Origin of the sequence: Thauera sp. K11, from assembly GCF_002354895.1 — a bacterium.
In the GTDB taxonomy this organism is placed as follows: Bacteria; Pseudomonadota; Gammaproteobacteria; order Burkholderiales; family Rhodocyclaceae; genus Thauera; species Thauera sinica.
In genome coordinates this window covers 5,043,871-5,055,162 of record NZ_CP023439.1, presented here as the reverse complement: position 1 = coordinate 5,055,162, position 11,292 = coordinate 5,043,871, and the positions used below count along the sequence as shown (strand labels likewise).

At 71.7% G+C, this 11,292-nt stretch carries 9 protein-coding genes and 1 riboswitch; of the genes, 5 read left to right on the top strand and 4 right to left on the bottom strand.

All coding sequences use genetic code 11. The features are described 5' to 3' along the window. Positions 1-2: 2 nt before the first annotated feature. The gene (locus tag CCZ27_RS22075; protein WP_096451856.1) at positions 3-1,961 is read right to left on the bottom strand and encodes a TonB-dependent receptor; all 1,959 of its coding nucleotides are present in this window, start codon (positions 1,959-1,961) and stop codon (positions 3-5) included. 123 nt (positions 1,962-2,084) lie between these two features. Continuing rightward, positions 2,085-2,331: riboswitch (cobalamin riboswitch) on the bottom strand. A 79-nt stretch (positions 2,332-2,410) separates the two neighbouring features. Between CCZ27_RS22075 and cobU the strand changes: the two genes are divergently transcribed. Continuing rightward, the gene (gene cobU / locus CCZ27_RS22070) at positions 2,411-2,959 is read left to right on the top strand and encodes a bifunctional adenosylcobinamide kinase/adenosylcobinamide-phosphate guanylyltransferase (protein WP_096451854.1); all 549 of its coding nucleotides are present in this window, start codon (positions 2,411-2,413) and stop codon (positions 2,957-2,959) included. A gap of 79 nt (positions 2,960-3,038) precedes the next feature. Here cobU and gorA read toward each other — a convergent pair whose 3' ends face one another. The 3 genes from gorA to CCZ27_RS22055 all read right to left on the bottom strand — a co-directional run bounded on the left by gorA (position 3,039) and on the right by CCZ27_RS22055 (position 7,040). Further along, a complete protein-coding gene (gene gorA, locus CCZ27_RS22065) occupies positions 3,039-4,394 on the bottom strand; it encodes a glutathione-disulfide reductase (protein WP_096451852.1) in 1,356 nt (451 codons plus the stop codon). A gap of 196 nt (positions 4,395-4,590) precedes the next feature. Next, complete coding sequence (locus CCZ27_RS22060; RefSeq protein ID WP_096451850.1) at positions 4,591-5,667, bottom strand: M48 family metallopeptidase; 1,077 nt, start codon at positions 5,665-5,667, stop codon at positions 4,591-4,593. Continuing rightward, on the bottom strand, positions 5,664-7,040 hold the full coding sequence (locus tag CCZ27_RS22055; RefSeq protein ID WP_096451848.1) for a YjgN family protein: 1,377 nt from the start codon (positions 7,038-7,040) through the stop codon (positions 5,664-5,666). Before CCZ27_RS22055 ends, CCZ27_RS22060 begins: the two co-directional genes overlap by 4 nt. Before the next feature lie 219 nt (positions 7,041-7,259). On the opposite strand from CCZ27_RS22055, the gene cobT reads away from it, so the two are divergent. The 4 genes from cobT to CCZ27_RS22035 all read left to right on the top strand — a co-directional run bounded on the left by cobT (position 7,260) and on the right by CCZ27_RS22035 (position 11,278). Beyond that, positions 7,260-8,306 (top strand): nicotinate-nucleotide--dimethylbenzimidazole phosphoribosyltransferase, encoded by a 1,047-nt coding sequence (cobT, locus tag CCZ27_RS22050; RefSeq protein ID WP_096451846.1) that lies wholly within the window; start codon positions 7,260-7,262, stop codon positions 8,304-8,306. 80 nt (positions 8,307-8,386) lie between these two features. Continuing rightward, the gene (locus CCZ27_RS22045) at positions 8,387-9,157 is read left to right on the top strand and encodes an adenosylcobinamide-GDP ribazoletransferase (RefSeq protein ID WP_096451844.1); all 771 of its coding nucleotides are present in this window, start codon (positions 8,387-8,389) and stop codon (positions 9,155-9,157) included. Beyond that, positions 9,142-9,693 (top strand): alpha-ribazole phosphatase family protein, encoded by a 552-nt coding sequence (gene cobC / locus CCZ27_RS22040; protein WP_096451842.1) that lies wholly within the window; start codon positions 9,142-9,144, stop codon positions 9,691-9,693. Before CCZ27_RS22045 ends, cobC begins: the two co-directional genes overlap by 16 nt. Positions 9,694-9,754: 61 nt before the next feature. Then, positions 9,755-11,278 carry an ArnT family glycosyltransferase gene (locus CCZ27_RS22035; protein ID WP_096451840.1) on the top strand — a complete coding sequence of 508 codons (1,524 nt, stop codon included), beginning with the start codon at positions 9,755-9,757 and terminating at the stop codon, positions 11,276-11,278. Positions 11,279-11,292 lie beyond the last annotated feature (14 nt).

Sequence of the window (11,292 nt, the reverse complement as noted above, 5' to 3'; positions counted from 1 at the left end):
GCTCAGAACGAGACCCGCGCACCGAGCTTCCAGGTGCGGACGAAATCGACCGGATAGACCACCACCGGCGGCCGGAAAGCGCTCTCGACCCAGACGCCGTTCTCGTGCGCGAACAGGTTGCTCACCGCGCCGTAGAGTTCCACGTCCTTCGTCACCCGGTGGCGGTAGGCGAGGTCGGTGGACTGGTATTCCCGCTGCCTCGGCGCCCCGTTGGCGAAGTCGCCGTCGGCCCACGCCTTGCTGCGCCAGGTGTGCGACAGGTTCAGCGTGCCGGCCTCGCTCACCTTGACGGCGAAGCCCAGCACCAGGTTGTGCTTCGGCGCGGCGGGCAATTCCTTGCCGTCGAAGGCGCCGCTGCCGTCGCGATCGATGATCGCCCGCGTCCACGCGTAGTTCAGCGAGCCCGTCAGCGCGGGGGAGATCTGCCAGGTGTCCTGCAGTTCGATGCCGTACTTGTGCGAACGGTCGAAGTTCGTGTTCGCGAAGCTGACCGGGTCGAAGTAGATCTCGTCCTTGAGCCTGGCATGGAACACCGCGAGCTTCAGGCGGTTGGCGGGCAGCACGTGGTTGAGGCCGAGCGTGACCGTGCGGGCGTGCATGGGCTCGATGAAGGCGTTGAAGGCGGTGCCGACGCAGGTGAAGTCGGCGTCGAAGGCGTTGCAGACGAAGAAGCGGTCGATGTCGGGCGCCTGGAAGGCGTCGTTGTAGTTGCCGAACACCGTCAGCGCCGGATCGATGCGGTAGTTGAAGCCGACGTCCCACGAGTTGAAGCGCTCGTCGTCCTTCAGGCGCGCGCCGGCATCCGGGCGGTGTCCGTATTCGACCCGCTCGCGCCGCGCGCCGGCCGACAGCGTGAGGCGGTCGAAGGCGTACTGGCCCTGCACGAACCAGCCGAGGTTGCGCTTGGAAGTCTTCTCGCTCGCGCCCTTGCGCTCGCCGTCGAAGGATTGCACGCCCGCGGTGACGGACAGGCGGTCGCCGAGGTACTGCAGCGCCAGTTCGTCCGAATCGTAGGTGTAGTCCAGGGTGCTCGAGAATGCGCCGAGAAACTCGGACGTCTTGTCCTCGGTCTGGTGGCGCGCGGACAGCCGCCACGCATCGGTCAGCCGGTACTCGGCGCCGACGCTCCAGTAGGCGCTGTCGAAGCGCTGGTGAGTGTAGAGGCTGCCGTCGTTCTGCGCCGGATCGTCCTCGAACCGCGCCAGGTCCAGCGGGCCGGGGTAGCGCGTGTCGATGCGGGTCCGGCCCGCGTCGGCGGTGAGCTTCAGGCCATCCACCGGATTGCCGCCGGCGGCCACGTGCCAGGTGTCGGCCTTCGAGGCGTCCCGATGGCCGGACGGGTCCTTGTCGGAGTAGCCGTCGGTTTCGCCGTGATCGGCCGTCGCCGACAGCGAGAAGCGCTCGCGCACGAGGCCGGCCGCGACCGTGCCGCCGAGCGCGCCGTGGCTGCCGCCATACGCCTCGATGCGGGCGCCGTCGTGCGGCCGGGTGTAGATCTGGATCGAGCCGGCGGTGGCGCCGTCGCCGTACAGCACCGAGCCGCTGCCCTTGGTGATCTCGATGCGGTCCACGTCGGCCAGCGCGATGCCGCCCAGGAGTTGCGGCACCGAATCGATGTTGTTCAGCCGGCGGCCGTCGACGGTGATCATCACGTTCTGGAAACCGCTGGTGAGGCCGTAGCCGCGCATGTTGAGGCTGGGCGTGAAGCGGTTGCCGAAGCTGGGCACGACCTGGACCGAGGTCTGGCGCGACAGGTAGTCGACCAGCGTGGTCGCGCCGGAACGCTCGATGTCCTTGCGCGTATGCACTTCGGAGGCGTAGGTGGCATCGACGTCGGTCACGTCGATGCGGGTGGCGGACACGATGACCGGTTCGAACTGGTGTTCGCCGGCGGCGATCGCCAAGGCCGACGGCAAGGCTGCACAGGCCGCGACTGCCGCGGCCGAAAGGCGGATGCTCATGGATGGGGACTCCCCGCGCCGCGGCCCGCGTCCCCGCAGTCCCCGGCAAACCGCACATGGACGCGCCGCGAACGGGGCAGGCATGAGCGCAGGGAACGACCCGCCGCCGCCACCCCGCGGCACCTCCTCCAACGCGCACGGGCCGGTATCCGGGCTCGCGAGCCGAGGCGGCCGGGTTTCTCCGCGAAACCCGCCACACGCGGCGCATCGCCTTCCCGGGCAGAAGCCCAGTGGCAGAGTGATGCGCCTTGAACTCGCTTACCGTTGCGGGGGCAGCACAGGCATTGCGGGGCGAACCTTCGGGTCCGTCGCGCCGCGCACCTGTTTCCCGTTTACCCCTAGGGCGCGGACCGCCGTCGGGCACCTCGAACGCAGCGCCCCTTCCGGGGCAGCGGCGCGGATGATACCTTTTCCGCCCCCGGTTTGCAGCGCAGGAACGCCACGCCCCAATGACGCTCGAACTCATCCTCGGCGGCGCGCGCTCGGGAAAGAGCCGGCACGCCGAACGGCGCGCCGCGGATTCGGGGCTGGCCGTCACGGTCATCGCCACCGCCGAGGCGCTCGACGCCGAGATGGCGGAGCGCATCCGCCGCCACCGCGCCGACCGCCCGTCGGCCTGGCGCACCGTGGAAGCCCCGCGCGCGCTCGCCGACGCCCTGCGGCGCGAGGCCGCGCCCGGCCGCTGCCTGCTCGTCGATTGCCTGACGCTGTGGCTCGCCAACCTCCTCGCCGGCGCCGAAGACCTGCCGCCCGGCGCCGATGCCGACGCGTTGCCCCGACTGCGCGCCGAGCGCGACGCCCTGCTCGCCGCGCTGCCCGCGCTGCCCGGCACCATCCTGCTGGTCGCCAACGAAGTCGGCCTCGGCCTGGTGCCGGAAACGCCGCTCGGCCGCCTGTTCCGCGACGAGGCCGGCCGGCTCAACCAGCAACTGGCCGCGCTCGCCGGCACGGTGACCTTCGTCGCCGCCGGGCTGCCGCTGAAGCTGAAGGGCGGCTGAGCGGGGAGCGCCGCTCAGGCCGTCGGATCGGGGATTCGCCCCGGGCAGGCGGCCGGAATTCCCCGTCGCGGCGGGCAGCTTATCGCGCGGGCTCGCGCATCGTGACGAACTCTTCCGCCGCCGTCGGATGGACGCCGATCGTGGCGTCGAAGACCTGCTTCGTCGCGCCTGCCTTCAGCGCGATGGCGATGCCCTGGATGATCTCGCCGGCATCGGGACCCACCATATGCACGCCCACGACGCGGTCGCTGGCCTTGTCGACCAGCAGCTTCATGAAGGTGCGCTCGTCGCCGCCGGCCAGGGTCTGCTTGAGCGCCCTGAAGCCGGTCTTGTACACCTCGATCCCGGCATGGCGCTCGCGTGCCTGCGCTTCCGTGAGGCCCACGGTGCCGATGGCCGGCTGGCTGAAGACGGCGGTGGGGATCAGGTCGTAATCCAGCAGCTGCACCGCCTCGCCCGACATCTGCCTGACGAACTGCATGCCCTCGGCCAGCGCGACCGGCGTCAGCGCCACGCGGTCGATGACGTCGCCGATGGCGTAGATCGACGGCTCGTCGGTCTGCAGGTTCCCGTCGACGACGATGGCGCCATTGTCCCGCTGCCGCACGCGGGTGTTCTCCAGCCCGAGCCCGGCCACGTTCGGCACGCGGCCGGTGGCGTAGAGCACGCAGTCGGCCTGCTCGCGATGCCCGTCCCTGAACGTGACCTCCAGGCTGCCGTCCGGCAGCTTCCCGATGGCGCCGACGTCGCTGCCGAAAGCCAGCGAAACGCCCTTCTTCGCAATCTCTTCGGCGGCGAAGCGGCGCACGTCGTCGTCGAAACCCCGCAGGAAGAGATCGCCGCGATACACCAGCCGCGTGCGCGCACCGAGCCCGGCGAAGATGCCGGCGAACTCGACCGCGATATAGCCGCCGCCCACCACGATGGCGCGCTTGGGGAAACGCTCGAGGAAGAAGACCTCGTTGGAGCTGATGGCATGCTCGCGGCCGGGGATGTCCGGCACGAAGGGCCAGCCGCCGGTCGCGATCAGGATGCGTTCCGCACTGTAGCCGCGCCCCGCCACGCTCACCGTGTGCGGCCCCTCGATCGTCGCCCGCGCCTCCATCAGTTCGCAGCCCGAATCGGACAGGAGCCTGCGGTAGATGCCGTTCAGGCGCCCGATCTCGGCATTCTTGTTGTCGCGCAGAGTGGGCCAGTCGAACGCCGGTCCGGCCGTCTGCCAGCCATAGCCGCGCGCCATCCTGAACTCCTCGGCGAACTGGGCGGCATAGACGAACAGCTTCTTGGGCACGCAGCCGACATTGACGCAGGTGCCGCCGACATGGCGCTCCTCTGCGATGGCGACCCGCGCGCCCCGGGCGGCAGCCATGCGGGCGGCACGCACGCCGCCCGAACCGGCACCGATCACGAACAGATCGTAGTCATACGTGTTCATCCTGTGGCCTCCTGATCAGCCTGACATCGAAGGGGGTTCGACCGGCCCGGCATGGAAAAGATCGGCGCCGCGCCGAACGCCGGGTCCGGCAGCCCGGCGGGCGGGCGGAAGCACCGGCGGCCATCGCTCCGTCGCAAGCCCGCCGGCCGGCAGCCCGGCGCGCACGTCCCCTGCGCCGGACCGGCCGCCGGCGTCGTCACCCGCCGGCTTCGCCCAGCCGGCGGATGCGCTCCGAAACCGGCGGATGGGTGGACAGGTAGCGCCACCAGTCCTCGCCATGGCAGCCGCGCGGCGCGGCGTCTTCGGCCAGGGCGCAGGCGGCATCGCCGTGGTCCCGTTCCAGCGCCGCCAGCATGCGGCCGAGGGCCTCGGGCGGCAGGCCATGCTGCCGCAGCACCCTTGCCGCATGCCGGTCGGCCTCGAACTCGAAATCGCGCGAGTAGCCGAGTTCGGTGAGGATCACCGGAATCGCCGCGATCACCGACGGGATCGACGACACGTCGCCGGTCAGCACCGTCGCCACCAGCCCCAGGGTCGAGCCCTGGATCGCGTGGCGCAGGGCGTGGCGGTGCTCGATGTGGCCGATCTCGTGCACGAGCACGCCGATCAGTTCATCGTCGCCGGCGGCCCGGCGCACCAGTTGGTCGGTGAACACGATCGTGCCCGAGGGCAGCGCGAGGGCGTTGGGGCCCAGGGTGCGCTCGGCATCGCGGAACTCGATCCGTACCGGCACGCCGCCGCCGGCGCCCCGCGTGAAGGGCTCGAAGCGCGCGCGCAGCCGCGCCTGCTCCGCTTCAGCCAGGGTACTGGGCCCGAGCAGACGGCTGTCGAGCACTTCCAGCACGCCTTCCCCCAGCCTGGCCGTCACCGACGGGGGCAGGGCCCGCGCCGCCGCCTCGGCCAGCGCCGGAATACCGTGGCGCACCGCGCCCCAGGCCAGGACGGCCGTCACCGCCACGCCGATCAGCGCGTAGCGCAGGCGCGACTCCAGCCGGTGGACCAGGCCGTGACGCGGCCTCAGCGGGGCCAGCAGTGCATCGATCGCGGCGTTGTCCGCGGTCTCGAACGCGCCGCCGTCGGGAAAGCGCACGAAGCGCGGCGTGTTGCCCACGCGCGGACTCACCTGCAGCGCGGCGGCCGCCAGCGGGCCGGCGAGCACTGCGCCCGATTCGGCCTCGATGCGCACGCCGTCGGCGCCGGCCCGCAGCACCGCGCGCACCCGGGCCGAACCGCCCGGTGCGAAATAGGCGCCGGCGGCGACGGTTGCGGTCACAGGCCCAGATCCACGTTGAACAGGTCGGCGACTTCGCCGCCGGTCGCCGACACCGCGTCGCGCTGCGCGGCGACGAAGCCGTCGAGTTCATCCTCGGCGACGAAATCGATGTGCTCGGCCGCATAGCGGGCGCTGCGCACCTTGGCCCACGGGTAGAACAGGCCCAGCGTCAACACGATGCCGACCGAGTTGCCGAGCAGCAGCCGCAGGTAGGACCCGAACTCGTAGCGGGCGACGAAGCGGTGCCCGCCGAGCACGCTGTTGCCGATTGCGAGATTGACGAGGGCGACGTTCGCCCAGGCGATCAGCCCGAGGTAGACCAGGACCATCACGATGATGCTCAACGGCGCGAACAGGAAACCAAGCGCGTAGCTGAGCGCACCTCCCACGACGCCGCCCAGCAGCAGCAGCAGGAAGGCCCGGTAGAACGGGCCCGCGCCGATCCCGAAGCCGAAGGCGCTGGTGCCGTAGCGGGCGTTTTCGATCACGAAGCGCTGCTGGCGCTGCATCGCCAGCGGCATCAGCAGGCCGAGGCTGAGCACGCCGGCCAGCGGCCACAGCAGCAGGGCCTTCGCCGCGCCGGGCACCGTGCCGGCGAAGCCGAAACGCACGCCGCGCCAGGCGCTGTGATGGTTGCGGAAGGCCAGCGAGCGCACGACGATCCACGGCGTCGCCAGGATCAGCACCAGCATCATCGCCATGCCCAGCAAGGGTTCGAACCGGCCCGCCACCGCGTAGATGGCGAAGAACACGAAGGCGATGATGCGTCCCTTGAGGATCTGCATCGGCCGGGCAAGGTACTCGAAGCTGCTGCCGTCCAGGCTGGTGCTGCCGTAGAAATAGCGCTGCGTGCGCACCTTCGCCCAGGGCGAGTAGATGCCCAGGGTGAGGATGGAGAGCAGCACGTTGACGATCCAGATGCGGAAGTACTCGAAGCCCTCGCCGGCGAAGGCAAAGGGCAGCACACGCGGCGCGGGCTCTGCCGCGGTGCCGGCGGCAACGCCCGGCGGCACCGGCGCGCCGTCGCGGAATGCCGGCGCGGCCGGATCACCGGCGGCCGGCGCGGCATCCGCCCCGGGCTGCCAGGGTCCGTCGCCGTATGCGGGCGATGGCGCCGGCACCGCGGCGGGCGCGGCCTCCCGCGGCGGCTCGACGGTCACCACCGCGCCGATGCGGCGCAGCGCATCCTGGTAGCGGGTCGCATCCGCATGGCTGAGTCCGCGCTTGACCACCACCCGCGGATGGCTGAAGAACTGTTCCAGGCGCTCGGCGCCGAGGCCGAACATCTCGGCCAGGCTCGCCTTCACCTGCTCGTGCTCGAAACCCTCGACGAGTTCCCCGTCGAACACCACGGCATAGGCCGCTTCCGTCATTTCCGTTCTCCCAAGGCATGTGGCTCGAATCGCGACGCACCGGCGGCGGGCGTCACGGACACCGGCGGCGGGGATGATATATGCGATGACAAACGACTCCAAGGCATTATGCTGCAATGCAATGCCCGGCAACGGGGATGCCGCGGCCCCTGCGATCTGCTACCTTTCGCCCCCGCCCACGCGGCCCGCCGCGGCATTCATTCGGAGGACGGCACCATCATGCAGATCGACATTCCCGCCCCGGCCCACGACCTCGCCGCCGCATTGCAGCAGCGCATCGACGCCAAGACCAAGCCGCCCGGCGCGCTCGGCCGGCTGGAGACGCTCGCGCTGCAGATCGGCCTGGCGCAGCACACGCTGGCCCCGGAACTGCGCCAGCCGCACATCGTCGTCTTCGCCGGCGACCACGGCGCGGCGCACGCAGGCGTGTCGGCCTTTCCGCAGGACGTCACCTGGCAGATGGTGGAAAACTTCCTCGCCGGCGGCGCGGCGATCAACGTCTTCAGCCGCCAGATGGAGCTGGGGCTGACGGTGGTGGATGCGGGCGTGGCGCACGACTTCGGCCGGCGGGCCGGGCTGGTGGACGCCAAGATCGCCCCCGGCACCGCGAACTACCTCGAACAGCCGGCCATGAGCGCGCAACAGCGCGACGCCGCACTCGAACGCGGACGCGGCATCGCCCACGCGCTGGCGGCCAACGGCTGCAACTGCGTGGGCTTCGGCGAAATGGGCATCGGCAACACCGCCGCGGCCTCGCTGCTGACGCACTGCCTGGTCGGCGAGGCCGGCGGCGCCGGGCTCGCCACCGTCACCGGCCGCGGCACCGGGCTGGACGACGCCGGCCTGGCCCGCAAGCGCGCCCTGCTCGAACGGGCGCTGGCCCGCGGCGGCCGCCCGTCCGATCCGCTCGCGGCGCTGGCCGAATACGGCGGCTTCGAGATCGCGATGATGGCCGGCGCGATGCTGGGCGCCGCCGAAAGGCGCATGCTGCTGCTGATCGACGGCTTCATCGTCACGTCCGCGCTGCTCGCCGCGCACGCGCTCGCACCGGCGATCCTGCCCTACTGCGTGTTCGCCCACCGCTCGCAGGAGCCCGGCCACCGCGTGCAGCTCGCCCATCTCGGCGTCGAGCCGCTGATGGAACTCGACCTGCACCTGGGCGAAGGCACCGGCGCGGCGCTGGCCTTCCCGCTGGTGCAGGCGGCGGTCAACTTCCTCGCCGGGATGGCGAGCTTCGAGTCGGCCGGCGTCAGCGGAAGGCGCTGAGCCGCCCGCCCTTTCCGATGCGCACGCTCCGTGCGCAGCATGGCCGCGCAGGCGAGCCGATCGCGCCAGGACCAGACCCGATGCGCTATCAGTTGGAACTCTTCTTCACCGCACTCGGCTTCTTCACCCGCCTGCCGGTGCCGGCCTGGGTGCCGTGGTCGGCCGAGCGGCTCAACCACGCGGCGCGCTACTTCCCGCTGGTGGGCTGGGTGGTGGGCGCGATCGGCGCGGCCGCCTACCTGGCCTGCGTGCTGGTGCTGCCGCCCATGCCGGCGGTGATCCTGTCGATGGCGGTGACGATACGCGCCACCGGCGCCCTCCACGAGGACGGCTGGGCCGACGCCTGCGACGGCCTGGGCGGCGGCCGCGACAAGGCGCAGATGCTGGCCATCATGAAGGACTCGCGCATCGGCAGCTACGGCGCGATCGGCATCGTGCTGATGCTGATGGCGAAGGCGGCGGCGCTGTTCGAGCTGGGCGCCGGCGACGAGGCCGACGCGGCGCTCGCCCTGCTCGTCGCCCATCCGCTGTCGCGCCTGGCCTCGACCGCCCTGCTCCACCTGCTGCCCTACGTGCGCGAGGACGACACCGCCAAGGCCAGGCCGCTCGCCCGCCGCCTGAGCGCCCCCGAACTGGCGATCGCGGCCTCGTGCGGCCTGCTGCCGCTGGCGCTGCTGGCGCCCGCCGAGGCGCTGGGCGCCGCGCTCGCCGCCGTGCTGGCCGCCGCGTGGTCGGCGCGCCTGTTCCTGCGCCGCCTCGGCGGCTGCACCGGCGACCTGCTCGGTGCCGCGCAGCAGGCGGCGGAACTGGCCTGCTACCTTGGTATCCTGGCCGCATGGAACTACACCTGATCCGCCACCCGCCACCGGACGTGGCCCACGGCGTGTGCTACGGGCAGCGCGACGTGGGACTGGCCGAACCGCCCGAGGCGTGCGCGGCGCGGCTGCGCCCGCTGCTGCCGGCACAGTTCGAGCTGCACGCCAGCCCGCTGGCGCGCGCGCGCCTGCTGGCCGAAGCGCTCGGCACGCCGCGGCTGGACGACCGCCTGAAGGAAATCCACTTCGGCGCCTGGGAAGGCCGGCTGTTCGACGAGATCGGCAGCGCGATCGACGAATGGGCGGCCGACCCGCTCGGCTTTCGCGCCCCCGGCGGCGAATCGGCGCGCGAAATGGCGGCCCGCGTCCTGGCCTGGCTCAACGGCGTGGTCCTCGAGCGGCCGGAACGGCCGGTGGTGGTGATCGCCCACGGCGGCCCGCTGCGCACCATCGCCGGCCACCTGCTGGGGCTGCCCGCCGAACGCTGGCTCGGGCTGGACTTCGCCTGCGGCCACACGACCCGCATCGACGTCGAAAGCTGGGGCGTGGTGCTGAGGTGGTTCAACCGCTGAACGGCACGCGCCCTCCGATGCGGCCCGCGAACGGCGGTGCCGATCCGCTAAACTGCCGCGCATGACGCCTCTCCCCGACGCATTCCGCCCGGCCGGCCATCGTTCGTCCGCCTCCGTTCCCGCCTGGCTGCTGCCGGTGCTGGCGCTCGCCTTCACCGCCTACCGCGCATGGGTGATCCTGCACCTGGACATCGACCCCTATGTCGACGAGGCGTACTACTGGGGCTGGGCGCAGGCGCTGGACTGGGGCTACTACTCCAAGCCGCCGCTGATCGCCGGGCTGATCGCGCTGTGCCAGGCGCTGTTCGGCGACGGCCTGCTGGCGCTCAAGGCGCCGTCGCTGATCCTGTACCCGGCCACCGCGCTGCTCGTCCAGCAGCTCGGCCGGCGGCTGTTCGATGCGCGCATCGGCTTCTGGGCCGGGCTCGCCTTCCTCACCATGCCCATCGTGTCGGCGCTGGGGCTCTTCGTCAGCACCGATGCGCCGCTGCTGTTCTTCTGGGCGCTGGGCATGCTGCTGCTGTGGCGCGTGCTGCAGAGCGGTTCGTCCGCCGGCTGGCTGGCGGTCGGCGTCGTGGCCGGGCTGGGCATGATGTCGAAATACACGATGGCGGCCTTCGTCGGCTCGGCCTTCCTCGCCCTGCTCGCGCATCCGGGCGGCTGGCGCCAGCTCCTGCGCCCCGGCCCCTGGCTGGCGCTGGCGGCGGCCTGCGCGGTGTTCGCGCCCAACGTGTGGTGGAACTGGCAGCACGGCTTTCCGACCTTCCAGCACACGGCCGAGATCACCCGCATCGGCGGCACCGCCGCCGCCGACCGCGGCTGGAAACCCGGCGAGTTCTTCGAATTCCTCGGCGCGCAGTGGATGTCGTTCGGGCCGCTGCTGGCGATCGCCCTGGCCTGGGCGCTGCTGCACCTGCGCCGGCTGTGGGCCGACACGCGCTTGCGCTTCCTGCTGATGCTCGTGCTGCCGCTGCTGGTCGTGGTCGGCGTGCAGGCGCTGACCGGGCGCGCCAACGGCAACTGGGCGGCACCCATCTTCGTCGGCGGCTGCATACTGGTGCCGGCCTTTCTCGCGCAGGGCGGCCGCGGCAGATGGCGGCTGGCGGTCGCGGCGGTGGTGCTGAACCTGCTGCTGGCCCCGCTCGCCTATCACTGGCCCGACCTGCTGCGCGCCGCCGGCAAGGAACTCACCGCACGCAACGACCCCTACAAGCGCGCCCGCGGCTGGCAGGCGTTCTCGGAGGCGGTGCGGCCCTACCTGGCGCAGCAGTCGCCGGACGACCCCGATCCGGTGCTGCTGTCGGACGACCGCGAACTGCTGGCGCAACTGATCTGGCACCTGCGCCCCGCACGTTACGCGCGCTGGCAGCCGCAGGCGCACGTCACCGACCACTACGGCCTCACCGCGCCGCTGACGCCGCAGACCGGCAGGCGCTTCCTGTTCGTGACCGACCGCGCCGACGCCGGCGCGATCGCCGCGCGCTTCGGCTCCGCCGACCGGCTGGGCGAGGTGGATGTCGCCGTCTATCCGAAGCTGCACCGCCGCGCGACGGTGTGGCTGATGCGCGACTTCCACGGCTACTGAGCCGCCCCGCGCGG

Coding starts and splice junctions, on each gene's coding strand:
- CCZ27_RS22035 (WP_096451840.1), top strand. CDS start 9,755: ATGACGCCTCTCCCCGACGCATTCCGCCCGGCCGGCCATCGTTCGTCC.
- cobU (WP_096451854.1), top strand. CDS start 2,411: ATGACGCTCGAACTCATCCTCGGCGGCGCGCGCTCGGGAAAGAGCCGG.
- CCZ27_RS22055 (WP_096451848.1), bottom strand. CDS start 7,040: ATGACGGAAGCGGCCTATGCCGTGGTGTTCGACGGGGAACTCGTCGAG.
- CCZ27_RS22045 (WP_096451844.1), top strand. CDS start 8,387: ATGCGCTATCAGTTGGAACTCTTCTTCACCGCACTCGGCTTCTTCACC.
- cobT (WP_096451846.1), top strand. CDS start 7,260: ATGCAGATCGACATTCCCGCCCCGGCCCACGACCTCGCCGCCGCATTG.
- cobC (WP_096451842.1), top strand. CDS start 9,142: ATGGAACTACACCTGATCCGCCACCCGCCACCGGACGTGGCCCACGGC.
- gorA (WP_096451852.1), bottom strand. CDS start 4,394: ATGAACACGTATGACTACGATCTGTTCGTGATCGGTGCCGGTTCGGGC.
- CCZ27_RS22075 (WP_096451856.1), bottom strand. CDS start 1,961: ATGAGCATCCGCCTTTCGGCCGCGGCAGTCGCGGCCTGTGCAGCCTTG.